Annotated in this window: 21 protein-coding genes; 15 read left to right on the top strand and 6 right to left on the bottom strand. The window is 66.4% G+C overall.

Annotation, left to right across the window (positions count from 1 at the left end; all coding sequences use genetic code 11):
• The first annotated feature begins 28 nt into the window (after positions 1-28).
• The 12 genes from cpaB (at position 29) to AC3A6Y_RS15410 (ending at position 10,008) form a co-directional block, all read left to right on the top strand.
• Positions 29-871, top strand: coding sequence for a Flp pilus assembly protein CpaB (gene cpaB / locus AC3A6Y_RS15465; RefSeq protein ID WP_487869128.1), 843 nt, complete (start codon positions 29-31; stop codon positions 869-871).
• 23 nt (positions 872-894) lie between these two features.
• Positions 895-2,400 (top strand): type II and III secretion system protein family protein, encoded by a 1,506-nt coding sequence (locus tag AC3A6Y_RS15460; protein WP_487869127.1) that lies wholly within the window; start codon positions 895-897, stop codon positions 2,398-2,400.
• An 18-nt stretch (positions 2,401-2,418) separates the two neighbouring features.
• Positions 2,419-2,691: a hypothetical protein gene (locus AC3A6Y_RS15455; RefSeq protein WP_487869942.1), complete on the top strand. Its 273-nt coding sequence runs from the start codon at positions 2,419-2,421 to the stop codon at positions 2,689-2,691.
• 106 nt (positions 2,692-2,797) lie between these two features.
• Entirely contained in the window at positions 2,798-2,992 is a 195-nt protein-coding gene (locus AC3A6Y_RS15450; RefSeq protein WP_487869126.1) for a Flp family type IVb pilin, read from the top strand.
• A 113-nt stretch (positions 2,993-3,105) separates the two neighbouring features.
• Entirely contained in the window at positions 3,106-3,279 is a 174-nt protein-coding gene (locus AC3A6Y_RS15445) for a Flp family type IVb pilin (protein ID WP_487869125.1), read from the top strand.
• A gap of 49 nt (positions 3,280-3,328) precedes the next feature.
• Positions 3,329-4,600, top strand: a complete 1,272-nt coding sequence (locus AC3A6Y_RS15440) for a pilus assembly protein TadG-related protein (RefSeq protein ID WP_487869124.1) — start codon at positions 3,329-3,331, stop codon at positions 4,598-4,600.
• A 5-nt stretch (positions 4,601-4,605) separates the two neighbouring features.
• On the top strand, positions 4,606-5,064 hold the full coding sequence (locus AC3A6Y_RS15435; protein WP_487869123.1) for a TadE/TadG family type IV pilus assembly protein: 459 nt from the start codon (positions 4,606-4,608) through the stop codon (positions 5,062-5,064).
• Entirely contained in the window at positions 5,061-5,495 is a 435-nt protein-coding gene (locus tag AC3A6Y_RS15430; protein ID WP_487869122.1) for a TadE/TadG family type IV pilus assembly protein, read from the top strand. Before AC3A6Y_RS15435 ends, AC3A6Y_RS15430 begins: the two co-directional genes overlap by 4 nt.
• Before the next feature lie 9 nt (positions 5,496-5,504).
• Positions 5,505-6,656, top strand: a complete 1,152-nt coding sequence (locus AC3A6Y_RS15425; RefSeq protein ID WP_487869121.1) for a CpaE/TadZ family protein — start codon at positions 5,505-5,507, stop codon at positions 6,654-6,656.
• A 38-nt stretch (positions 6,657-6,694) separates the two neighbouring features.
• On the top strand, positions 6,695-8,068 hold the full coding sequence (locus tag AC3A6Y_RS15420; protein WP_487869120.1) for a TadA family conjugal transfer-associated ATPase: 1,374 nt from the start codon (positions 6,695-6,697) through the stop codon (positions 8,066-8,068).
• A gap of 14 nt (positions 8,069-8,082) precedes the next feature.
• A complete protein-coding gene (locus AC3A6Y_RS15415; protein WP_487869119.1) occupies positions 8,083-9,075 on the top strand; it encodes a type II secretion system F family protein in 993 nt (330 codons plus the stop codon).
• A 21-nt stretch (positions 9,076-9,096) separates the two neighbouring features.
• Entirely contained in the window at positions 9,097-10,008 is a 912-nt protein-coding gene (locus tag AC3A6Y_RS15410) for a type II secretion system F family protein (protein ID WP_487869118.1), read from the top strand.
• Between the two features lie 56 nt (positions 10,009-10,064).
• Here the strand turns inward: AC3A6Y_RS15410 and AC3A6Y_RS15405 are convergent, their stop codons facing one another.
• The 5 genes from AC3A6Y_RS15405 to AC3A6Y_RS15385 all read right to left on the bottom strand — a co-directional run bounded on the left by AC3A6Y_RS15405 (position 10,065) and on the right by AC3A6Y_RS15385 (position 16,186).
• A complete protein-coding gene (locus AC3A6Y_RS15405; protein WP_487869117.1) occupies positions 10,065-10,721 on the bottom strand; it encodes a LuxR C-terminal-related transcriptional regulator in 657 nt (218 codons plus the stop codon).
• Between the two features lie 46 nt (positions 10,722-10,767).
• The gene (locus tag AC3A6Y_RS15400; RefSeq protein ID WP_487869116.1) at positions 10,768-12,456 is read right to left on the bottom strand and encodes a sensor histidine kinase; all 1,689 of its coding nucleotides are present in this window, start codon (positions 12,454-12,456) and stop codon (positions 10,768-10,770) included.
• Between the two features lie 176 nt (positions 12,457-12,632).
• The gene (locus tag AC3A6Y_RS15395; RefSeq protein ID WP_487869115.1) at positions 12,633-14,357 is read right to left on the bottom strand and encodes a cobaltochelatase CobT-related protein; all 1,725 of its coding nucleotides are present in this window, start codon (positions 14,355-14,357) and stop codon (positions 12,633-12,635) included.
• A gap of 10 nt (positions 14,358-14,367) precedes the next feature.
• On the bottom strand, positions 14,368-15,342 hold the full coding sequence (locus AC3A6Y_RS15390) for an AAA family ATPase (RefSeq protein ID WP_487869114.1): 975 nt from the start codon (positions 15,340-15,342) through the stop codon (positions 14,368-14,370).
• A 13-nt stretch (positions 15,343-15,355) separates the two neighbouring features.
• Positions 15,356-16,186 (bottom strand): IclR family transcriptional regulator, encoded by an 831-nt coding sequence (locus tag AC3A6Y_RS15385; protein ID WP_487869113.1) that lies wholly within the window; start codon positions 16,184-16,186, stop codon positions 15,356-15,358.
• 158 nt (positions 16,187-16,344) lie between these two features.
• Between AC3A6Y_RS15385 and xsc the strand changes: the two genes are divergently transcribed.
• A complete protein-coding gene (gene xsc, locus AC3A6Y_RS15380) occupies positions 16,345-18,156 on the top strand; it encodes a sulfoacetaldehyde acetyltransferase (protein WP_487869112.1) in 1,812 nt (603 codons plus the stop codon).
• A 124-nt stretch (positions 18,157-18,280) separates the two neighbouring features.
• Entirely contained in the window at positions 18,281-19,240 is a 960-nt protein-coding gene (locus tag AC3A6Y_RS15375; protein ID WP_487869111.1) for a bifunctional enoyl-CoA hydratase/phosphate acetyltransferase, read from the top strand.
• Here the strand turns inward: AC3A6Y_RS15375 and AC3A6Y_RS15370 are convergent.
• The gene (locus AC3A6Y_RS15370) at positions 19,237-20,145 is read right to left on the bottom strand and encodes a LysR family transcriptional regulator (RefSeq protein ID WP_487869110.1); all 909 of its coding nucleotides are present in this window, start codon (positions 20,143-20,145) and stop codon (positions 19,237-19,239) included. The two genes, AC3A6Y_RS15375 and AC3A6Y_RS15370, sit on opposite strands and share 4 nt — an antisense overlap.
• 85 nt (positions 20,146-20,230) lie before the next feature.
• On the opposite strand from AC3A6Y_RS15370, the gene AC3A6Y_RS15365 reads away from it, so the two are divergent.
• The gene (locus AC3A6Y_RS15365) at positions 20,231-23,149 is read left to right on the top strand and encodes a molybdopterin oxidoreductase family protein (protein WP_487869109.1); all 2,919 of its coding nucleotides are present in this window, start codon (positions 20,231-20,233) and stop codon (positions 23,147-23,149) included.
• Positions 23,150-23,325: the final 176 nt, after the last annotated feature.

The following is a 23,325-nucleotide window of genomic DNA, read 5'->3' as shown; positions in this document are numbered from 1 at the left end:
TTCAGCGATCAATTCATCGGGGCATGAAATGAGAAATATCAAGGCAATGGGTCTTCTGATTCTGGCGCTGCTGATCGGGCTGGTCGCCGCGGTCTATGCGAGCGGCTGGGTCTCCCGGCAGGGAGGCATTGCTTCCAACAAGGTGGTCGTGGCGGTGGTCGACATCGAGCTGGGCAGCCGGATCAACGGGCAAATGCTGTCGACGGTCGATTGGCCCAGCGGCTCGGTGCCGGCCGGTGCCTTCAAGGACATGAAGGACGTGCAGGAGCGGGTCGCAAAGGTCAGCCTGCTGCGCGGCGAAGCGATCCTCGAAGGCAAGCTGGCGCCGGTGGGCACGCAGGGCGGCCTGTCGGCCGTCATCGCCCCCGGCAAACGAGCCATGACGGTGCGGGTCAACGACGTGGTGGGCGTCGCCGGCTTCGCGTTGCCCGGCAACTATGTCGACGTCGTGGTGAATGCCCAGCAGGACAAGGCCCGCGGCGAGGAGGGCAGGCAGATCAGCAAGACCGTGCTGGAGCACGTGCTGGTGCTGGCCGTTGCCCAGGAGGCCGGCCGCGACGACACCAAGCCCAGGGTGGTCAGCGCCGTGACGCTGGAACTGTCCCTCGAAGACTCGGAAAAGCTCGACCTCGCCCGCAGCGTCGGCACCTTGTCCCTGGTGCTGCGCAACCAGGTCGACAAGACGATGGTCGCGACCTCGGGGATCACCAAGAGCCAGCTCTTTGGGGACAAGGACATCGTGCCGGTGGCGCTCGCCGTGCCGGCTCCCGCGGCAGCCAAGCCGCGAGCCACGGGCGCCAAGCCCGTCACCCCGGCAGCGGTGTGCGTGGAGGTCATTCAGAACGCGACCCGCGCGCTCAACTGCTTCTAGCAAGAAGTCGAGGAGAAATTCAAGTGCACAAGAAATCCTGTTTCGCCACCCTGATCGCGGCCCTCGCGTTTGCCGGCCCGTCCGTGGCTGCGGACAACCCGCCGACTGCACAGGCTTCCGCGCCGGCCGCGGCACCGGCGGCCACCGCGCGGCGTTGCACCTCCGTGGTCATGGACGAGCAGCCGACCTATGTGACGCTCGGCAAGTCCACCGTCATTCCGCTGAAGACGCGGGCAGTGCGAATCCTGGTGGGCGGCCATTCGGGGGGCGGTGGCAAGGCTCCGGCTCCGGCGCCCGCCGCGGCGGCAGGAACGCCGGGCGGCGCGATGCCGATCCCGGCACCCGCTTCCCAGGCGAACGCCAACGACAGCGTGGCCGACGTCGAAGTCATGCTGCTCAGCCCGACTGACCTGTTCTTCAAGGGCCGCACGGCCGGCTCCATGAACGTGGTGCTGCAGAGCGCTGAGGGCACCTGCTTCATCAAGGACATCATCGTCACCGTCGATTCGGGCGCTTTGCAGGCCAAGCTGGCCGAGTTGATGCCCGAGGAGAGAGGCATCCGGGTGCGTGGCGCCGAGCGGGCCATCGTGCTCACCGGTGAAGTCAGCAGTGCGCTCAGGCTCGATGACGTGATGCACCTGGCCACCTCGTACGGCGACGGCAAGAGGGTGGTGAACCTGCTGCGCGTCACGACGCCGCAGCAGGTCATGCTCGAGGTCAAGATCGCCGAAGTCAGCAAGACGCTGCTGGACAAGCTGGGGTCGAGCATCGCAGCGCGCAGGTTCACGAGCGGCGGTGCCAATACCTACACCTTGATCTCCGACTTCCTGAGCGGAGGCGGTGCCTTCGTGGAAGCGCTGCGTGTCGGCAAGACCGCGATCTCGCTCGACGGCCAGAAGGACGATGGCCTGGTGCGGGTGCTGGCCGAGCCCAACATCATGGCCATCAGCGGCCAGCAGGCCAGCTTTCTGTCGGGCGGCAAGATCTTCATCCCGGTCTCCCAGACCCACAACGGCGGCGTGCCCACGATCACGCTGGAAGAGAAGGAATTCGGCATCGGCGTGAAGTTCACGCCCACGGTGCTGGATGGCAGCCGGGTGCATCTCAAGATGGTGTCGGAGGTGTCGGATCTGACCCAGACGGGCTCGCCCTTCACCTCCGTCAACGGCGTCACCGCGGTGCTGCCCTCGCTCACCGTGCGCCGGGCCGACACCACGGTGCAGCTCAACGACGGCCAGAGCTTCGTTATTGCCGGCCTGATCAAGAACAACGTCACCGAGACGATCAAGCGCTTCCCGGGATTGGGCGAGGTGCCGGTTGTGGGCGCCCTGGCACGCAGCTCCGAGTTCCAGAACGACCAGACGGAACTGCTGTTCGTGATTACCCCGCGCATGGTCAGGCCGCTGGCCGAGTCGCCCCGCCTGCCCACCGACAACCACGTCGTGCCGAGCCGCGCCGAGGTCTATTTCAACGGCGCACTCGAGAGCTCGACGCCGGCCCCGTTCGCTCCCGCTCCGGAATTCAAATAAAGAGGACCCGTCATGAACATGAAGCTTCTTGCGATCACAACGCTCGCCGCTCTGGTGACGGGTTGTGCTTCCACCACCCCGCATTACGACGCTCGCTTCGGCGACGCGGTGCGCGATGCCAAAAGAAAAATGACCATCAACCCGGACGCTGGAAAGAACACCGACCAGGCTTTGGGAATAGACGGGAGGCCAGCGCGGGAATCGATGATTCTTTATCAGGACAGCTACAAGAGGCCGCCGCCAGCAGTCAATGTGATCAATATTGGCGGACCCATCGGTACGACCAAATAAGGAGCAAAAAGTGTTTATATTCAATCAGAAAGGAGTTTGTGACGACTGAAATATCATCAAATTCTAATATTCTATTTTTCACATCATTTTTTTTAAGGCCAACCAAATGAACAAGTTTCTCAATTCCATCCGCTCTTTTGTCCAAGACGAAGAAGGCGCGCAAGTCATCGAATACGCGCTGATCATTGCGGTCGTGTCGATCGCCCTGGTGCTCGCGCTCCAAGGTCTGACGACCGGCGGCTACTTCCAGGCGTTCATCGACCGCGTGGATGCCTGCCTGACCACCGCGACCTGCGTCTGACGGAAATTACCCGCACAAGGCGGCGACCTCGCGACCTTCATTGGTTGCGTGGCCGCCCGCCGAAGGGCGGAGTCATTTTTACCCGAATTCGAAATTCAGTCGTAGGCAATCAGATGATCACCAGGCTTTTCAAGGAAGAAGAGGGCTCCCAGACCATGGAATATGCCTTGGTCATTGCAATTTTTTCGATCTCGCTGGCATTGGCGCTGCAGCCGGGTGCCCTTGAAGCGAGCGTCGACATTTTTCTTGTGGCTCTGTCGGGCTGCCTGGTGGGCGCGTGCCCCTGAACCGGCTTCGACGGCATCCCATCGGCCCCTGAACAAAAAAGAGGTTGTCATGAAACGCGTTGCCACCCGTCATCGCCAACGTGGAGCAGTCATCGTCACTGCGGCACTCTTCCTGCTGTTCCTGCTCGGCTTCATGGGCTTCGCCCTGGATTTTGGCCATCTGTTCGTCGTGAAGACCGAACTGCAGACAGCCATGGACAGTTGCGCGCTTGCTGCCGCGCAGGAACTCGACGGTCAGAGCACCGCATTGACCCGCGCCACCAATGCCGGCATGACAGCTGGCAACCTGAACCGCGTCGACATGCAATCGCCCAGCTGGAGCGGCCAGGGGCAGATCACCGCGACCACCATCAGCTTCAGGGATGCCGCCTACGCGCCGACAACGGTCGCTGCGTCCGCCAAGTACGCGCAGTGCCAGCACACACAGGCGAACGTGAACATGCTGCTGATGCAGGCCCTGGGCGCCTTTTCCGGCGATACCGCCAGCCATCCCAATACCCGCAGCGTAGGAGCGACGGCCGTCGCGACCCGCGCCAGCGCGCAGACCACCTGCCCGATTCCCGTGGCAATGAAGCCCAAGGCTGGCGGCACCGCACCGAACTACGGCTTCACGGTCGGCGAATGGGTGACCCTCATCAACGCGCAGAACGCGGCCCAGGGCGGCGAGATCGGCTGGGCCAACCTGGACGGCAGCAACAGCGCCTCCGAAACCGAGGCCGAGCTCAACGGCCACTGTGGAACCCAGGTGGGCGATACCCTCGGCACACCCGGCGTGCAGACCTCCGTCGCCGATGTCTGGAACGCGCGCTTCGGCATCTACAAGAACAACAGCGGCCCGGATCAGAACAATCCCGACTTCACCGGCTATGCCTACACCACGGCCAACTGGCCGGCCGGCTTCAATGCCTACGACGGCGCGCCGGGCACGGGGGCGCCGGCGAGCGCGCAGAACTTCGTCACCAAGCGGACGAGCTACGCCTCCTGCGCAGACACCGGCACGAAGGTCAAGGGGGCGGACAGCTGCGAGTCGATCACGGGCCTGTCGCTGAATGGCTTCCAGAAACTGGCAGCCCCCGGCAACGTGGCAGGTGGGCACAAGCAATATGGAAAGAACCGTCGGATCGTTCTCGTGCCGGTTATCAATGGCGCTTCCAACGTCGTCGACTACGTCTGCATGCTGATGCTGCAGCCACTCACCATTCCGATGTCCGATGTCCAACTGGAGTTCAGGGGGAATGCCGGCGCGGCCGGTACTCCCTGCACCACCAGCGGGTTGCCCGGCGGCTCGACGGGGCCGCTCGTTCCGGTGCTCGTGAGGTGAATTCCATGAAGACCTTGAAGACAAGACAACGCGGCGTGGCCCTGGTCGAGCTGGCCTTGATCATTCCCCTGCTGCTGCTGCTGAGCTTCATCACGACCGAGTTCGGCCGCGCAATGTTCGAGTACAACGCCGTCACCAAGTCGACGCGCGACGCGGTGCGCTACCTGTCGTTCCAGACGCCGGGGACCCACATCACGGAGGCGCGCAATCTCATGGTGTACGGCAATCTCGCCGGCACGGGCGCGCCGCTCGCGCGCGGGCTCAGCCTCACCAACGTGCCGGCAGCGAGCTGCTGCACCTGGCAGACCACCGGCAGCAACCCGGTCCTCACCACCGTGACCGTGCGGGTGAGCAACTACACCTTCCATTCGCTGTTTTCCAGCGTCTTTGGCGTGAGCTTCGGGAACGCCAACGGCGACATCGTCTTCGGCGACATCACCGCCACCATGAGAGGCCCGACATGAAGAAAAGACTGCAGACCGGTGCCACGACGGTCGAGTTCGCGCTTGCGCTGCTCCTGTTCCTCACCTTCCTGCTGGGCATCATGGATTTCAGCCGCATGCTGTTCACCTGGAGCGCAGCGCACGAAGCCACCCGGGCCGGCGCGCGCTATGCCGTGGTCTGCGACGACACCGCGCAGCAGGGGCTGGTGCTCGCGAAGATGCAGGCGATGCTGCCGCAGATCAGCACCATCAGCGTGGCCTGGACGCCCGCCGGCTGCAACTCGGCGACCTGCGAGGGTGTGACCGTAAGCATCACGGGACTCAACTACCAATGGATCTCGCCCATCGCGGGTGCGGCCGCGATGGCCCCGATTCCGATGCCCACTTTCTCCACCTTCCTGCCACGCGAAATCATGCGGCAGGACCCGAACAGCGCTTCGATCTGCTTTTAAGGAAGTCTCATGAAGATCGCCATCATTTCGCCCAACAAGAGCCACCAGCAGGAGATGAGCAAGGTGCTCGAGGCTCACTCGCACGCCGTCGTCCTGTTCGACGGCGGCAAGAGCCGCATGCGCCAGGTGGCGGAGCAGGAGCAGCCGGACCTGATGCTGGTCGATGGCATGTGCTGCGATCCGAACGAGCTCGCGCTGGTCGAGTACGTCACCACGCACCACCCGAAGATCGCGGTCATCCTGATGTGCGCGGCCCAGACACCGGAGTTCCTGATCAACTCGATGCGTGCCGGCGTGCGCGAGGTGCTGCCCTCACCGGTGTCGGCCCCGGCACTGGAGGCCGCCGTGAGCCGCATGGCGACCAAGCTTGCAGGCATGCAAGGACAAGCCACCGGCAAGGTGCTGGCCTTCATGTCCTGCAAGGGCGGCAGCGGCGCCACCTTCCTGTCGACCAATCTGGGCTGGCAGCTCGCCGAATCGAAATCTGTGCTGCTGATCGACTTGGATCTGCAGTTCGGCGATGCGCTGTCCTACGTGAACGACGGCCGCCCAAACTCGACGATCGCCGACATCGCGCACGACATCAGCCGGTTGGACGCGTCCTTCCTGGCGGCCAGCACCGTCAAGGTCGCGCCCAACTACAGCATCCTGGCCGCGCCCGAGGACCTGTCGAAGGCCATGGAGGTCAAGGCGGAGCACATCGAGGCCATCCTTGGCGTGGCCGCGGCGCGCTACGACTTCGTTCTGCTGGACGTGGGGCGCACGCTGAACACGCTCGTCATCCGCGCCCTCGATCGCGCGGAGCGCATTTACCCCGTGCTGCAGCCCGGATTGCCGTACCTCCGCAACGCGAACAAGCTGATGGCGGCCTTCAAGTCCCTCGGCTATCCAGCCAACAAAGTCGAGCTGATCGTCAACCGCCACGAGAAGACCGGCGAAATCGGCTTGGCCGAGCTGCGGCGGGTGCTCGGCCCGGTGAGCCTGCTCACAGTGCCGGACGCCTACAAGGAAGTCAATGCGTCAATCAACCGAGGCGTTCCCTTGGTCGAGATGGTCCGCGGCAATCCGGTGAGCCGGAGCCTGGCCGATCTCGCCCTGACATTGAGCCCGCGCCAGGACGAGTCGCCCAGCCTGCTGGGCCGGCTCTTCCGCCGGGCATGACCGCATGTCCGTCTCTTTCAACCTGCAAGGCCAACACCATGTCATTCCGCGAAATTCTGGATGCGGTCGCAATCGAACCCCTCGTGCGCGCACAGGCGCAGCCCGCCGTGGACCTGAGCAAGAACCCGGTCGCCAGCGATTCCTACAAGTCGCTGAAGAGCCGGATGCATCTGAAGCTGCTCGACAAGTTTGACCTCGCCGCCCTGGAGACGCTGGCGCCGGAGTCGCTTCGGCAGGAGATCTCGGCCATGGTCAGTCGCCTCCTCCAGGAGGATCAGACGGCCGTCAATGACATCGAGCGCCGCACCCTGATCCGCGACATCCAGCACGAAATGCTGGGCTTCGGACCGATCGAGCTGCTGATGGCAGATCCAACTGTGTCCGACATCCTGGTCAACTCCTACGAGCAGATCTACGTGGAGCGCAAGGGGCGGCTGGAGCTCACCAACGTCAGCTTCACCGACGAGAAGCACCTGCTGCGGATCATCGACAAGATCGTGTCGCTTGTCGGGAGGCACATCGACGAGTCCAGCCCCATGGTGGACGCCCGGCTGCCGGATGGCTCGCGGGTCAATGCCGTGATCCCGCCAGTCGCGCTGGACGGGCCGATGATGTCGATCCGGCGCTTCGCCCACATCCCGCTGCGCATGGACAACCTGGTCAACGATCTCAAGAGCCTGACGCCACAGATGGCCCTCATGCTCGAAGGCCTGGGCAAGGCCAAGGTCAACATCCTGATCTCCGGCGGGACGGGCGCGGGCAAAACCACGCTGCTGAACATCATGTCCGGCTACATCCCGGAATCCGAACGGATCGTGACAATCGAGGACGCGGCCGAGCTGCAGATGCAGCAACCCCACGTGATCCGCATGGAGACGCGCCCGGCGAACATTGAAGGCAAAGGGGAGGTCACGCAGCGTGCGCTGGTGCGCAACGCTCTGCGCATGCGGCCCGATCGCATCGTGATCGGCGAGGTGCGCGGCGCAGAGGCCTTCGACATGCTGCAGGCGATGAACACCGGTCACGAAGGCTCGCTCACCACCATCCACGCCAACACGCCGCGCGATGCGCTGGCTCGGCTGGAGAACATGATCGGCATGGCCAACCTCAACCTGCCGCACAAGGCCGCCCGCTCGCAGATCGCCTCGGCCATTACGGTGGTGATCCAGGGCCTGCGCCTGATCGACGGCAGGCGAAAGATCACCAGCATCCAGGAGATCACCGGCATGGAGGGCGACATCATCACCATGCAGGAGATCTTCGCCTTCAAGCAGACCGGGGTCGGTGCAGACGGACAGGTCCAGGGCTATTTCCATGCGACCGGCGTCAGGCCGAAATTTGCCGAGCGCTTGCGCGCCTTCGGCATTGCGTTGCCGGACGCCATGTTCGACCCGTCGAAGCACTACGAATAGAAGGAGCCGAGGCCATGCTGCAAAACATCGGAGGCAACGCCTTCCTGATTATCTCGGTGCTGGTGTTCGTCGCCGTGCTGCTGTTGCTGGAAGGCCTCTACCTGATCTGGCGCTCCTATAAAGGGCCCGAGGCCAAGAAAATCGAGAAGCGCCTGCGCGCGCTATCGGCCTCTGTCGACAACACGGCCCAGGCGCAGCTGTTCAAACAGCGCATGCTCAGCGAGGTGCCTGCGCTCGAGCGGCTGCTGCTCAGTTTTCCCAGGGCGCACCACCTCGACCGCTTCATCCTCCAGTCCGGGCTGGAGTGGACCGTGTCCAGGCTGCTGCTCAGCTGTGCAGCGCTCGGAATCACCGGCTTCCTCGTGACCACGTGGGGGCTCCATCGGCTCCCTCTGCTGGGCCTGGCAATGGGTGGGCTGATGGCTGGCCTGCCGCTGATGTACGTGCAATACCGGCGAAGCCGGCGGATGACGAAGATGGAGCAGCAGTTGCCCGAGGCGCTCGACCTCGTGACCCGAGCGTTGCGTTCCGGACATTCGTTCTCGGCGGGGCTGCAGATGATCGGCGAGGAAATGGCCGATCCCATCGCCAATGAATTCCGGATCGTGGCCGACGAGGTCAACTTCGGCGTGTCGCTGCAGCAGGCGCTGACCAACCTGAGCGAGCGCGTCCCCCTGACAGACCTGCGCTATTTCGTCGTCGCGGTGCTGATCCAGCGCGACTCCGGCGGCAACCTGACCGAGGTGCTGAGCAATCTGAGCCAACTGATCCGGGAGCGGCTGAAGCTGATGTCCAAGATCCGGGTGCTGTCTGCGGAAGGACGCCTTTCGGCCTGGATCCTGGGGCTGATGCCCTTCGCACTCGGCGCCGTCATGAACCTGCTGAATCCCACCTTCATGTCGCCGCTGTGGACGGACCCGATCGGTATCGCCATCCTGCAGTACATGCTTGGCCTGATGGCGATCGGTGTCCTGCTCCTGAGGAAGATCATCAGGATCCGGGTTTAGCCAAGTACAAGGAGAAAAAACATGATGATGTTTCCCGTGCTCGTTTTTCTGGCGGTGACTCTGGGTCTGGCAGGGTTGTTTTTCTGGCTGATGCCCAGCAGGACCGGGCAGCGGCTGCAGGCCATGTCGGGTGCCCCGAAGCAGTCGCAGTGGACGGAGACCGCGGTGAAGATCGTCGGCCCCTTCGCCCACTTGTCCTCGCCCACGGGCAACGGCGACGCCACGCCGCTGCGGGTCAGGTTCCTGAATGCCGGCATCCGGCACGAGGACGCCCAGCTGATCTATTTTGGCGTGAAGACCCTGCTGCCGCTGGTCTTCGCAGGCTTGACGGCTCTGGCGCTTCGTGCAACCGGCCACGCCGCTGACCTGAAGCTGGTGTTCTACCTGGTCATGGCTGCCTTGATCGGCTGCTACCTGCCCAACATTGTGTTGTCGCTGATCGTCCGCGGCCGCAAACGTGAGATCTTCGAGAACTTTCCCGATGCGGCTGATCTGATGCTGGTCTGCGTCGAGGCCGGCCTCGGGCTGGATGCCGGGCTCGTCAAGGTCACCGATGAAATCAGGATGAAGAGCCTGGCCCTGGCCGAGGAACTGCACTGGACCAACCTTGAGATGCGGGCAGGGGCCACGCGAGAGAAATCGCTGCGCAACCTGGCGCTACGCACTGGGGTGGAAGAGATCGGTACCTTCGCCACCATGCTGACCCAGGCGGACAAGTTCGGGACCAGCATCGGCGATTCTCTGCGGGTGTTCTCCGACGACCTGCGCCACAAGCGCCAGGTACGCGCGGAAGAGTTGGCCGCCAAGATTCCGACGAAGATGCTGCTGCCGCTGGTGATCTGCGTGTTTCCCTCCATCGTCATGGTGGTCCTGGGGCCGGCGGTGATCCAGATCATCCGCACCGTCCTGCCGATGATCGGCGGACGCGGCTAGTCCTCTGAGGCTAGTAGGGTGCGGGAAGTGACGGAGGGCGAGCGCAGCTGCCGCCCTCAAGACGGCAGCCTGCCCAACTGATGCTTGACCGCGTACACGTAAAGCTCGAGCCGGTTGCTCACTCCGAGCTTCTGGTAGATCGAGCAAAGATGGTTGCGCAGGGTGTGCTCGGTGATGAAGAGCCGCTCTGCCAGCGCCTTGTTCGAAGCGCCGTTGCCGTCCACCACCGTCTGGATGATCTGGCGTTCCTTGGCGGTCAGGCTGGCCTGCTTCTCGGCTTCGGGGTCGAGCTTGGGCGCACGCTTGGAGTCCATGAACTCGCTGAACACGCGGCTCATCGTCTCGTTGTCCACGCACAACTCGCCCTTGTGCGTTTTCTCGATGGCCTCGAGCACCTGTTCCGCGGCAGCGTCCTTGCGCAGCACGCCGCGAGCGCCGCCGAGGACGGCGAGGTCCAGCGTTTTCTGCTGCCGCTCGCCGGTGAGGATCAGGACGCGCGAGCCCGCGTTGGACAGCAGGCCCGGAAGAATGTCCAGGGCGCTCTTCCCGCTCAGGTCGAGGTCCAGCAGGATCACGTCCGGCATGACCTGGCCGGCCTGCTCGAGCGCTTCGTCGCAGCTGCGCGCGGTGCCGACCACCTGCATGCGCGGGCGCTCGCCGTCAATCAGCCGGGACAGGCCCCACAGCATCGTCTGGTGATCGTCCACGAGCATGACCCCGATGGGTTTCGTTGTTGCCGGCTGCATTGTTGTTGCCCTCCTAGATTGGTATGTCGACCAGCACGGCTGTGCAGCCGCCGGTTCCCACGCTGACCTGCGCACTGCCGCCCAGCGCGGCTGCGCGCTCCGTGATCGACCTCGGTTGGAACGCGGCTGCGCCCCTTCCGTCGGCCTCGTTCTCGATGCGGATCTTCAGCAGACCTTCCACGCATTCAAGCTTGACGCTGCCGTGCTGTGCGAAGGTGTGCTTGCAGATGTTGCTCAGGCCTTCGCGCACGATCTGCACGATTTCGGCGTTCATGCGGTCGCACAGGTTGAGCTCGCCTTCGACGCAGACCGCAATGTCGATCCCGTAGAAGTCCCGCACCTGGGCCGCCTGCTGGCGCAAGACCAGCGGCACGACCTGCTCCGTCCTGCCCAGCCCGTCCCGCACCGCGCCGGCATAGCGGCGCAAGTCTCCGATGACCTTCGCCGCCATGTCCGACAGCCGGTCCAGATCCTCGACCAGCGGGTTGTCGGCGCTCGCCTTTTTGCGTAGCGCGCTCAGGCCCATCTTCAGCCCGATGTAGGGTTGCACGGCAGTGTCATGCAGGTCCAGCGCGATCTTCTGCCGCTCTTGCGACGCTGCGTCCGAGGCCATGCGGTCGAGCAGCTCGATGTTCTCGACCACCGGGAAAGCCTGCGCGACCACGTGGCCCAGGAAAAGCGCATCGGCACGGTGGAACACGCCGCACCGGGAGAGGACGAACAGGCGGCCTTCGCTCTTGCGCAGCTGAACGGGCACGCTGATGAAGGCGCCCGCCTCCAGCAGCTCCGCCAGGCCGTCGCACGCAGGGTGGGTCTCCTTCGTCCATCGCCCCTTCTCCCCATCGTAGGTCGCTGCGCCGGCGAAGATCGGCAGGCGAGGCCAGCGAGCGCGGCGATAGATCACCGTGCGATGGGGCGCGACCGCCAGCAGCAGCGCTGCCAGTTCCGGGGCGATGCGCGCGGCCTGGGGAGAGCGCTGGGCGCCGTCCTGACGGATGGTGCGCAGCGAGCAGGCGCCGGACTCCTTGTCCCGCACGACCAGCAGGCAACTGCTGCTTTCCAGGAAGAAGCGCTGGATCTTTTCCAGAATGCCCGTGACGGTGTGGTCGACCCCGAAGCGCGGGTTCGACAGCCGGCTGACGGCCCGCAGCAATGACAGCCGCCGCTTGAGTTCGAGCTTCGTGCGGCCCCAGTAGATGATCATGTAGCCCAGCGCCAGCAGGAAGGTGGCGCGCAGCAGCAGGCGGGGGAGGTCCGCCTCGGTCACCGACCCCACGCCGCAGGCCGTGAAAAGGGCGACCGAGGCCAAGGTGACGCGGGCGCCTTCGTCCAGGCCCCATCGGAAGGAGGAGGTGAGGATGGCGAAGAAGAAGAACAGGAAGAAGGAGCTGTGGACGCCGTCCGTGAGCAGCACGATCAAGCCGTACCAGCCGACATCCAGCCAGTGGATCAGCCGGCTTTGCGCAAGCGGCGCCTCGAGCTCCGAATAGACGCACACGACCAGGCTGTGCACGACGTAGCAGCAGAAGAGGAGCCAGGTGAACCCGTCCACGCCCTGCAGGCCGGCGGGGTCGACGAACACCGCCAGCAGGGCGGAGACGGACAGCACCAGCCGCATTCGCGCCACCATGCGGGCGTCGGCAGCATCCGCCGCCAGGCTCGTATCGATTTCGTTGTTCTTGTCCTGCCCCGCTACCCGCATCCGCCATCTCCTCGCGGCGTTTCAGCGCCGCGTATCCGTGTGAAAAGATCACATGCAGATTACTACTTAGGTAAGCAGATGTGTACGGGACTTGTGCGCGATTCGTACGCGATTCGTACGCGCAACGGATCGGATGGCCGACTTCGTGCGAAAGATCACGCGGCGGGCGGGCTGCGTCAGCGGCGGGTCAGCCCGGCCATCAGGCCGATCACCTCTCGGAACATCGCCGGCCCGCTCGAAGCCGCCAGGTCCAGCACGTGGCTGCGGCTGTAATAGGGGCTCAGGTCCAGACCCACGCCGATGCCTGCAATGCCGATTCGGCCGGCCTGCTCGTGCCCCGCGACCACGTCCTGCAGGTGGTGGTCGAGGTAGTGCGCGTCGTTGGCGAGGTGGGTGGCGCTGTCCATCGGCGAGCCGTCGGAGAGCACCAGCAGCTGCTTGCGTTCTTCGGCGCGTGCCTCGAGGCGCCGGCAGGCCCAGTCCACCGCTTCGCCGTCGATGCCTTCGCGGAACAGGTCGGCCTTGAGCAGGGCGGCGATCGAAGGACGCGCGCGGCGCCAGGGCGTCTCGGCGCTCTTGAAGACCAGGTGGCAGCGTTCGTTGAGGCGGCCCGGGTGTGCCGGCCGGCCGGCGCGCAGCCAGTCGCGCTGCGCTCGCCCGCCGTTCCAGGCGCCGGTGGTGAAGCCGAGGATCTCGCTGGCCACGCCGGCCTGCTCCAGCGCACGCGCCAGCACGTCGGCCAGCATCGCCACCGATTCGGCATGCGCCTTCATGGAGCCCGAGCAGTCGATGAGCAGGCTCACGACGCAGTCGGCCACCGGCTCCAGCCGCTCCGTACGGAACAGCCGCCGCTCGGTGGGGGAGGCGACCAGCTGGGCCAGGCGGCGGCCGTCGATCCGGCCTTCTTCCTGCGCGCCGTCCCAGCCTTCGCGCTGCGGCTCGGCCAGCAGGGCGCGCAGCTCGCGCGCGAGCCGGGCGATGTTGATGCCCTGCGCAGCGACGCGCCGGTCCAGTTTCTCGCGCAACTCGGCCAGCAGTTCGCGGCGCACCAGGGAGGCGGCCTCGTGCTCGCGGTCGTAGGCGGTGGTGAAGACGCGGTAGGCGACGCCTTCGCCCTCCAGCAGTGCGCTGCGCCCGGAATCGGCCGTGGCGAAGCGCTCGACGATCTCGCGGTCCATGTCGGCGACGAGGCTGAAGACACTGCGCTTGTCGTCGGCGTCCGCGCCGGCGTCGTCCTCGCCTTCCTCGCCCTCGCCGGCGGCATGCAGCATCGCAGCGACGGTGCGTGCAATGGCGCGCGCATGCACCGCATAGGCGGCCTGGTCCTCGCGCTCGCGACGCAAGCCCGCGAGCGCATGGCCGATCAGGGGCGAGAGCGCGAAGCGGGTGGCTTCCAGCATGTCCTCGGTCTCTTCCACCACCTGCTGGCCCGTCACGCGCGCGCGGCAGATCTGGGCGACGGCATAGAGCAGCAGCCCGCGTGCCGTATCGGTGAGGCCGCCGTGGTGGAAGGACAGGGACCATTGCTCATGGCGATGCCGCAGGTTGCGCAGCATGCCCGGCATGGCCTCGGGCGCGAGCGACTCCACGCGGAACTGCTCCAGCATCTCGAACAGCATGCGCTCGACCGGCTCCTGCGGGCGCAGGCGTTCGTGCAGAACGGCGTCCGATGCCCGCAGGCGCAGCGCAAGCCCGTCCGCCGCGCCGCGGAAGGAGGCGAAATCGTCGTTCTCCGGCGAGGGATGCAGGTGCGGCGCGTACCAGGGCAGGGGTTGGCGCCCGCGGTGCAGGCGGCGGCCGCGGAAATGCAGGTCGCCCTCGCCGCTGAAGGCGCGCACCAGCCCTGCGCAGAGCTCGTCGACCTGCTGCGCGTGCCGGACTCTCTGTTGCGCGTCGGTCACGGGGCGAGCCTCAGGAGCCCGACAGCTGGTGCGATTCCTTCAGCTCCAGGTCGAAGCAGCGCTGGAAATACTCCGCCACCAGCGGCCGCTCGGCCTCGTCGCACTTGTTGACGAAGGAAAGGCGGAAGGCCAGCGCCGGGTCGCGGAAGATCTCCACGTTCTCGGCCCAGGTGATCACGGTGCGCGGCGACATCAGCGTCGACAGGTCGCCGGCCGCGAAGCCCTTGCGCGTGAGGTCGGCCACCGCCACCATCGCGCGCACCCTGTCGCGGCCGGCCTCGCCCTGCATCGAGGGCACGCGCGCCTGCACGATCGCGATCTCTTCCTCGGCCGGCAGGTAGTCGAGCGAGGCGACGATGTTCCAGCGGTCGATCTGCGCATGGTTGAGCCGCTGCGCGCCGTGGTAGAGGCCGTTGAGGTTGCCCAGGCCCACGGTGTTGGCGGTGGCGAACAGGCGGAAGGACGGATGCGGGTGCAGCACCCGGTTCTGGTCCATCAGCGTGAACTTGCCGCCTTGCTCCAGGATGCGCTGGATCACGAACATCACGTCGGGCCGGCCCGCGTCGTACTCGTCGAAGATCAGCGCCACCGGCCGCTGAAGCGCCCAGGGCACGATGCCTTCCTGGAACTCGGTGACTTGCTGGCCCTCGCGCAGCACCACCGCGTCCTTGCCCACGAGGTCGAGGCGATTGATGTGCCCGTCGAGATTGAGCCGCACGCAGGGCCAGTTCAGCCGCGCTGCGACCTGCTCGATGTGGGTCGACTTGCCGGTGCCGTGCAGGCCCTGCACCATCACCCGGCGGTCGCGCATGAAGCCGGCCAGGATGGCCAGCGTCACGTCGGGGTTGAAGCGGTACACCGCGTCGATCTCGGGCACATGGTCGTCGCGTTCGGCGAAGGCGGGCGCCATCAGGTCGCTGTCGATGCCGAAGACCTCGCGCACGCTCAGCAGGCGCTCGGGTTTGAGGGAGGCGATGTCGGTCATTTCACTTCTTCCGTCAGGCCTGGGCCCGTTCTTCGCCCTCGGTGTCGGCATCGATGCGCGACAGCGCGAGCGCGGCGCGCTGCAGCGCAGGCAGCAGCTTCTTCGCCTTCTCGGCATCGAGGCGCATCACCGGCGCCTGCACCGCGATGCACAGGTTGGACGGCCCCCTCTCGTTGGGCACCAGGGCCGCGATGCACAGCAGCCCGGGCAGGAACTCCTCGTTGTCGAAGGCATAGCCGTCCTTGCGGACCCGCTGCACCTCCTGCTCCAGCGCATCGAGCCCGGTCAGCGTCTTGGGGGTGTAGGCCTCCAGCTTCGCGTTGGCCAGCAGGCGCCGGCGCTGCGCCGGGCTCATCTGCGCGAGGAAGACCTTGCCGCTGGCCGAGCAGTGCACCGGCACGCGCGAGCCCGGATGCAGGTAGAAGCGCAGCGGCGCCGCAGTCTCCACGCGGTCCAGGTAGACCACCTCGCTGCCGGAGAGGGCGGTGAGGTTGCAGCTCTCGCCGATCTCTTCCACCAGCTGGCGCAGCACCGTGTGGCGCGCGCCGTGGTGGCTGTCGTTGAGCAGCAGGTTCTCCGCCAGCCGCCGCAGCCGCGTGCCGATGCCGTAGAGCCGGCTGTCGCCCGCGCGCTGCAGCAGGCCCGCGCTTTCCAGCTGCTGGAGCATGCGGTGCAGCGTGGGCTTGGGCAGGCCGGTGGCTTCCACCAGGTCCTGCAGCGCATAGCGCTGGTCCTTGGCGGCGATCACCTCCAGCAGCGCGAACAGGCGCATCGTGGGTGTGTCGCCGTTGAGCTCGGCGGTCTCGGGGTTCAGGCCATTGACGACTTTCATGGCCCGGATCATAGTCCTTTCGATAAAAAACGGGACAAAGCGTACCGATTTTTGGAATTTGGTTGACGCCGGCCGAACCGGCGCCTATATTCCGCCAACGCGAATTCCGGAACCATGCGTTCCAACTTTCGAGAAACCCAGCGACCTTAGCCGACCCAGGAGACCCTTCCATGAGCAAGCAACCCCCCGCCACGCCCGCCCGCACCCCCGTTGCCGGCGTGCAGAAGATGACGCCCTCCGAGGCCTTCGTCGAGACCCTGGTCGCCAACGGCGTGACCGACATGTTCGGCATCATGGGCTCGGCCTTCATGGATGCGATGGACATCTTCGCCCCCGCCGGCATCCGCCTGATCCCGGTGGTGCACGAGCAGGGCGCCGGCCACATGGCCGACGGCTATGCGCGCGTCTCGGGGCGCCACGGCGTGGTGATCGGGCAGAACGGCCCCGGCATCAGCAACTGCGTGACCGCCATCGCGGCGGCCTACTGGGCGCACAGCCCGGTGGTGATCGTCACGCCCGAGACCGGCACCATGGGCATGGGCCTGGGCGGCTTCCAGGAGGCCAACCAGCTGCCGATGTTTCAGGAGTTCACCAAGTACCAGGGCCACGTGAACAACCCCAAGCGCATGGCCGAGTACACGGCGCGCTGCTTCGACCGCGCCATCTCCGAGATGGGCCCGACCCAGCTCAACATCCCGCGCGACTACTTCTACGGCGAGATCGAGTGCGAGATCCCCAAGCCCATGCGCGTGGAGCGTGGCTCGGGCGGCGAGAACAGCCTGGCGGCCGCCGTCGAGCTGCTGGCCACCGCCAAGTTCCCGGTCATCCTCTCCGGCGGCGGCGTGGTGATGGGCGATGCGGTCGAGGAATGCAAGGCCCTGGCCGAGCGCCTGGGTGCCCCGGTGGCCAACGGCTACCTGCGCAACGACTCCTTCCCCGCCAGCCATCCGCTGTGGGCCGGCCCGCTGGGCTACCAGGGCAGCAAGGCCGCGATGAAGCTGATGGCGCAGGCCGACGTGGTGCTCGCGCTCGGCTCGCGCATGGGCCCCTTCGGCACGCTGCCGCAGCACGGCATGGACTACTGGCCCAAGGAGGCCAAGATCATCCAGGTCGAGGCCGAGCACACCAACCTGGGCCTGGTGAAGAAGATCACCGTCGGCATCCACGGCGACGCCAAGGCCGTGGCCAAGGCGCTGCTCGCGCGCCTGGCGGACCGCCAGCTCGCCTGCGACGCCACCAAGGCCGAGCGCGCCGCGAAGATCAAGGAAGAGAAGGCCGCCTGGGAGAAGGAGCTCGACGGCTGGACGCACGAGCGCGACCCCTACAGCCTCGACATGATCCAGGAGGCCGAGAAGGAAGGCGGCAAGTGGCTGCACCCGCGCCAGGTGCTGCGCGAGCTCGAGAAGGCGATGCCGCCGCGCGCCATGGTCTCCACCGACATCGGCAACATCAACGCGGTTGCCAACAGCTACCTGCGCTTCGAGGAGCCGAGGAGCTTCTTCGCGCCCATGAGCTTCGGCAACTGCGGCTACTCGCTGCCCACCATGATCGGCGCCAAGCTGGCCGCGCCCGACCGGCCGGCCATCGCCTACGCGGGCGACGGCGCCTGGGGCATGAGCATGGTCGAGATCATGACCTGCGTGCGCCACGACATCCCGGTGACGGCGGTGGTCTTCCACAACCGGCAGTGGGGCGCGGAGAAGAAGAACCAGGTCGACTTCTACAACCGCCGCTTCGTGGCCGGCGAGCTCGACAACCAGAGCTTCGCGGGCATCGCCAAGGCGATGGGTGCCGAGGGCATCGTGGTCGACCGGCTGGAGGACGTGGGCCCCGCGCTCAAGAAGGCGGTGGACATGCAGATGAACCAGGGCAAGACCACCGTGATCGAGGTCATGTGCACGCGCGAGCTGGGCGACCCCTTCCGCCGCGACGCGCTGGCCAAGCCCATCCGCCACCTGGACAAATACAAGGATTTCACCTGACTCGCCCCCAGGTTGGCTCACTTCGTGTAGCCGCCCACCCCCTACCGGGGGCAACACCAGCGGCCCGGCTAAGCCGGTTCCGCGGTGTTTCTGGAATGGAAACCGTGACCTTCGTTGGAACCTCATGAATGAAGCGCTTCTGCGGGCAGTGAGCGAGACCGCGATGCATCCCCGGCTCGACGCCCTGGTCGCCCAGGCGCGCGAGCGGGCGAGCAGCCGGCGGGTGCGCGTCGGGCTGGTCCATCCTTGCGATCCGGCGGCGCTCGACGCGGCGGCGCGCATCCGCGATGAGGAGCTCGCGCAGCCGGTGCTGATCGGCCCGCGCGAGGGCATCCTGCGGGCCGCCGGCGCGGCCGGGGTCGATGCCGACGACTTCGAGATCATCGACTGCGGCGACAGCGCCGAGCAGAGCGCGCGGCGCGCCGTCGCCATGGCGCGCCAGGGCGCGGTGGGCGCGTTGATGAAAGGCTCCCTGCACACCGACGAGCTGATGTCGGCCGTGGTTCACAAGACCCTCGGCCTGCGCGGCGAGACGCGCATCAGCCATCTCTTCCTGTTCGACCTGCCGCGCTATCCCAAGCTGCTGGGCCTGGCCGATTGCGTGGTCAACATCGCGCCTTCGCTGGACGCCAAGCGCGACATCCTGGCCAACGCGATCGCGCTCCTGGGCAAGCTGGGCATTGCGCAGCCCAAGGTCGGCATCGTGGCCGCGGTGGAGACGGTGAACCCGGCCATCCAGGCCACAGTCGACGCGCAGGCGCTGGTCGCGATGGCACGCGCCGGCGCGTGGCCCGGTGCGCTGGTCGAAGGCCCCTTCGGCTTCGACAACGTGATCTCCGCCCAGGCCGCGCAAATCAAGAACATGGTGTCGCGCGTGGCCGGCGATGCCGACCTGCTGCTGGTGCCCGACCTCAATGCCGGCAACATGCTCTACAAGAGCTTCACCTACATCGGCGGCGGCGAATGCGCCGGGCTGGTGCTGGGCGCGCGCGTGCCGATCGTGTTGACCTCGCGCGCCGACTCGCAGCCTTCGCGCATCGCCTCGGTGGCGCTGGCGGTGCTGGGCGCGCAGGACGCCAGCTAGGGGCGGGCGGCGCCGGCCAGGCAGAAGTCGATGAAACCCTGCATCGTGCGCCCCGGCCGCCGCTCCCGATGCAGCACGATCGACAGCGCGCGCGAGTTCTTCGGCATCGTGGTCTTCAGCTCGACCAGCGAGCCGTCGGCCAGCGCGTCCGCCACCGCATAGCGCGACATGCAGCCGATGCCCACGCCCGAGGCCAGCACGCGCTTGATGGCGTGGCTGCTGCCCAGCTCGAGCTCGATGTTGAGCGGACCGAGGCGCCGGCCGAGCCAGTCGTTGGTCGCCTCGCGCGTGCCCGAGCCTTCCTCGCGCAGCACCCAGGCGGCCTCGGCCAGCTCGCGCACGCCGACCATCCTGCCGGCCAGGGGGTGGGTGGGCGAGGCCACGATCACCATTTCGTCGCTGAGCCAGCGGCGCACGGCCAGGTCGGGGTGCGTCTGCCGGCCCTCGATGAAGCCGACATCGGCGTCGAAGCCGACCACCGCCGCGATCACGTCGGTGGTGTTGCCGATGATCAGCCGCCCGCGCGCCTGCGGGTTGTGCTGCTTCCAGCGCAACACGATCTCCGGCAGCAGGTACTCGCCCGTGGTGAAGCTGGCCGAGATGCGCAGCGGCGCCTGCTGGTCGGTGAAGAACATGGCCTGCAGCTCCGCGGCCTGGTCCACCAGCGAGACCGAGCGGGCCAGCAGCGCGCGGCCGTTCTCGTTGAGCACCAGGCGGCGGCCGATGCGGTCGAACAGCTGGGCACCCAGCGCCGCCTCGAGGTCGGCCAGCGCAGCGCTGGCCGCCGACTGCGAACGCGCCACGCGGCCGGCCGCGGCACGCGTCGAGCCCTCGCGGGCCGTGGCCGCAAAGACTTCGAGCTGGCGCAGGGTGAGGCGCAGGCGGTGATCGGTTTTTTCGGTCATGGTGAGCTGAATTACCTGCTTTTTTGTTCAGAAACACAACCCTATCATCGGTAGACGAACCCCCACGACAACCGGAGCCAGCGCCTTGTTCAACTTCCTCTCGCGCGAGCCGATCCATGATCCGCTGGCTTCGCCGACGCCAACGGCCGACACCGAGGTCAAGACCACCACCTGCTACATGTGCGCTTGCCGCTGCGGCATTCGCGTGCACCTGCGTGACGGCGAGGTGCGCTACATCGACGGCAACCCGGACCACCCGCTGAACCAGGGCGTGATCTGCGCCAAGGGCTCCTCGGGGATCATGAAGCAGATCTCGCCGGCGCGGCTCACGCAGCCGCTGCTGCGCAAGGCCGGCAGCGAGCGCGGGGCGGGGGAGTTCGAGCCGATCAGCTGGGAGCGCGCCTTCGCGCTGCTGACCGAGCGGCTGTCGAAGATTCGTGCCACCGACCCGAAGAAGTTCGCGCTCTTCACGGGCCGCGACCAGATGCAGGCGCTCACCGGCCTGTTCGCGCGCCAGTTCGGCACGCCCAACTACGCGGCACACGGCGGCTTCTGCTCGGTGAACATGGCTGCCGGGATGATCTACACCGTGGGGGGCAGCTTCTGGGAATTCGGCGGGCCCGACCTCGATCGCGCCAAGCTGTTCGTGATGATCGGCACCGCCGAGGACCATCACAGCAACCCGATGAAGATCGCCCTCGGCAAGTTCAAGCGCAATGGCGGGCGCTTCATCTCGATCAACCCGGTGCGCACCGGCTATTCGGCAATTGCCGACGAGTGGATTCCGATCAAGCCGGGCACCGATGGCGCGCTCTTCATGGCGCTGCTGCACGAGCTGATCGCGAACGAGCTGGTCGACCATGCCTTCCTCAAGCGCTTTACCAACGCGCCGCAGCTGGTGGTGCTGGACGACTGCGAGCGCCAGGGCCTGTTCGCCTTCGATCCCGAGCGCGGGCCGCCGGGCGATGGCCGCAACCCGCACAACAAGCTGGTGTGGGACAAGGCTTCGGGCAGCGTGAAGCCGGCCTACCCGGAAGGCATCGCCGAGGGCTGCGACCCGGCCCTCGAAGGCCACTACACCCTGGCCGACGGCACGCGCGTCGCGCCCTCGTTCCAGCTGCTGCGCGAGCGCGTGGCGAGCTGCACGCCCGAATGGGCGTCGGCCATCACCGGCATCGACCCGATCCGCATCCGCAAGCTGGCGCGCGAAATGGGCGAGACCGCGCTGCAGCAGGCCTTCGAGCTGCCCATTCCGTGGACCGATGCGTGGGGCAAGGAGCATCCGACCACGCAGGCGCGCCCGGTGGCCTTTCATGCGATGCGCGGACTGGCCGCGCACTCCAACGGCTTCCAGACGGTGCGTGCGCTGGCGGTGCTGATGAGCGTGCTGGGCACCATCGACGCGCCGGGGGGCTTTCGCCACAAGGCGCCGTACCCGCGGCACATCGTGCCGAATTACCGCGCCTTCAATTCGCCGGAAATGATCCAGCCCAACACGCCGCTCAACGCGGCGCCCCTGGGCTTCCCTGCCAATCCGGAGGAGCTGGCCATCAACCCGGATGGCTCGCCCATCCGCATCGACCACGCGTTCTCGTGGGAGCATCCGCTCTCGGCCCACGGGCTGATGCACAACGTGATCACCAACGCGGTGAAGGGCGACCCCTACCGCATCGACACGCTGCTGATCTTCATGGCCAACATGGCCTGGAACTCCAGCATGAACACGATGGCCGTGCGCGAGATGCTCAACCGCAAGGACGAGAAGGGCGAGTACATGATCCCCTTCCTGGTGGTCTGCGACGCCTTCCAGAGCGAGACCGTGGCCTTCGCCGACCTGGTGCTGCCCGACACCACCTATCTCGAGCGGCATGACGTGATGAGCATGCTGGACCGGCCGATCTCGGAGTTCGACGGGCCGGTGGATTCGGTGCGCATCCCGGTGGTGCCGCCCACCGGCCAGTGCAAGCCCTTCCAGGAGGTGCTGATCGAGCTGGCGTCGCGCATGAAGTTTCCGGCCTTCACCACGCCGGAGGGGGCTCGCAAGTTTGCAGACTACCCGGACTTCGTCGTCAACTTCCAGCCGCAGCCGGGCATCGGCTTCCTGATGGGCTGGCGCGGCAAGGACGGGGACCAGCACCTGCGCGGCGAGCCGAACCCGAAGCAGTGGGAGGCCTACGCGCAGAACAACTGCGTGTTCCAGTACCACATGCCGGAGACGATGCACTACATGCGCAACTGGAACCGCGAGTACCTGGATTTCGCCAAGGACAAGGGCTGGCGCCAGAAGAACGACGTGGTGCAGCTCGCGCTGTACTCCGACACGCTGCAGAGCTTCCGGCTCGCAGCCCAGGGCAAGAGCCCCGGCCGCCAGCCGCCGGAGGCGTTGCGCGAGCGCATCGACACCTACTTCGATCCGCTGCCCTTCTGGTATCCGCCGCTCGAGGAGGCGGCGACCGAGCTCGAGGCCTATCCGCTCAATGCGATCACGCAGCGACCGATGGCGATGTACCACTCGTGGGATTCCCAGAACGCTTGGCTGCGGCAGATCCACAGCCACAACTACCTGCATGTGAACCCGCTCACCGCCAGGGCGGCCGGCATTGCCGACGGCGGCTGGTGCTGGGTCGAGAGCCAGTGGGGCAAGGTGCGCTGCATGCTGCGCTACAGCGAGTCGGTCGAGCCCGGCACCGTGTGGACCTGGAACGCCATCGGCAAGGCCGACGGCGCCTGGCAGCTCGCGCCCGGCGCCGACGAGGCACGCAAGGGCTTCCTGCTGAACCACCTGATCTCCGAGGAGCTGCCCTTCGACGGCAAGACCATCAGCAACTCCGATCCCGTCACCGGCCAGGCCGGCTGGTACGACGTGCGCGTGCGAATCCGGCCTGCCGAGCCGGAGGAGCCGCACGAGAGCTTCCCGCAGATCGCCACCGTGCCGGCGGCGCCGGGCGTGCTGGGCAAGGCGGCCGACGTTCTCACCTATTTCGCAGGGAGGAAAAGAAAATGATGCAATGGCTGAAGGACCTCGTGGCCTCCGCCGGGCAACCGGTGCGGGAGCCCGCGCTGGCAATGGCGGGCGGCGCTTGCGGCGAGGGTTGCGGTTGCGGCCCGACGGCCGCCTCTGCGGCTGTGCGGGAAGCGGAACTGGAGCCGCCCGTCGCGCAGCGCGTCGCAGCGCATCGC

Source organism: Variovorax sp. Soil_C_17 (assembly GCF_057657265.1).
Note: the sequence above shows the minus strand (reverse complement) of the source record. Positions and strands in the feature narration are given on the sequence as shown.

What these genes read in the sequence shown, in the direction of transcription:
- AC3A6Y_RS15455 (WP_487869942.1), top strand. Translation starts at nt 2,419, where the DNA reads ATGAAGCTTCTTGCGATCACAACGCTCGCCGCTCTGGTGACGGGTTGT.
- AC3A6Y_RS15385 (WP_487869113.1), bottom strand. Translation starts at nt 16,186, where the DNA reads ATGATCCGGGCCATGAAAGTCGTCAATGGCCTGAACCCCGAGACCGCC.
- AC3A6Y_RS15420 (WP_487869120.1), top strand. Translation starts at nt 6,695, where the DNA reads ATGTCATTCCGCGAAATTCTGGATGCGGTCGCAATCGAACCCCTCGTG.
- cpaB (WP_487869128.1), top strand. Translation starts at nt 29, where the DNA reads ATGAGAAATATCAAGGCAATGGGTCTTCTGATTCTGGCGCTGCTGATC.
- AC3A6Y_RS15375 (WP_487869111.1), top strand. Translation starts at nt 18,281, where the DNA reads ATGAATGAAGCGCTTCTGCGGGCAGTGAGCGAGACCGCGATGCATCCC.
- AC3A6Y_RS15450 (WP_487869126.1), top strand. Translation starts at nt 2,798, where the DNA reads ATGAACAAGTTTCTCAATTCCATCCGCTCTTTTGTCCAAGACGAAGAA.
- AC3A6Y_RS15435 (WP_487869123.1), top strand. Translation starts at nt 4,606, where the DNA reads ATGAAGACCTTGAAGACAAGACAACGCGGCGTGGCCCTGGTCGAGCTG.
- AC3A6Y_RS15390 (WP_487869114.1), bottom strand. Translation starts at nt 15,342, where the DNA reads ATGACCGACATCGCCTCCCTCAAACCCGAGCGCCTGCTGAGCGTGCGC.
- AC3A6Y_RS15430 (WP_487869122.1), top strand. Translation starts at nt 5,061, where the DNA reads ATGAAGAAAAGACTGCAGACCGGTGCCACGACGGTCGAGTTCGCGCTT.
- AC3A6Y_RS15425 (WP_487869121.1), top strand. Translation starts at nt 5,505, where the DNA reads ATGAAGATCGCCATCATTTCGCCCAACAAGAGCCACCAGCAGGAGATG.
- AC3A6Y_RS15370 (WP_487869110.1), bottom strand. Translation starts at nt 20,145, where the DNA reads ATGACCGAAAAAACCGATCACCGCCTGCGCCTCACCCTGCGCCAGCTC.
- AC3A6Y_RS15415 (WP_487869119.1), top strand. Translation starts at nt 8,083, where the DNA reads ATGCTGCAAAACATCGGAGGCAACGCCTTCCTGATTATCTCGGTGCTG.
- AC3A6Y_RS15400 (WP_487869116.1), bottom strand. Translation starts at nt 12,456, where the DNA reads ATGCGGGTAGCGGGGCAGGACAAGAACAACGAAATCGATACGAGCCTG.
- xsc (WP_487869112.1), top strand. Translation starts at nt 16,345, where the DNA reads ATGAGCAAGCAACCCCCCGCCACGCCCGCCCGCACCCCCGTTGCCGGC.
- AC3A6Y_RS15440 (WP_487869124.1), top strand. Translation starts at nt 3,329, where the DNA reads ATGAAACGCGTTGCCACCCGTCATCGCCAACGTGGAGCAGTCATCGTC.
- AC3A6Y_RS15445 (WP_487869125.1), top strand. Translation starts at nt 3,106, where the DNA reads ATGATCACCAGGCTTTTCAAGGAAGAAGAGGGCTCCCAGACCATGGAA.
- AC3A6Y_RS15410 (WP_487869118.1), top strand. Translation starts at nt 9,097, where the DNA reads ATGATGATGTTTCCCGTGCTCGTTTTTCTGGCGGTGACTCTGGGTCTG.
- AC3A6Y_RS15405 (WP_487869117.1), bottom strand. Translation starts at nt 10,721, where the DNA reads ATGCTCGTGGACGATCACCAGACGATGCTGTGGGGCCTGTCCCGGCTG.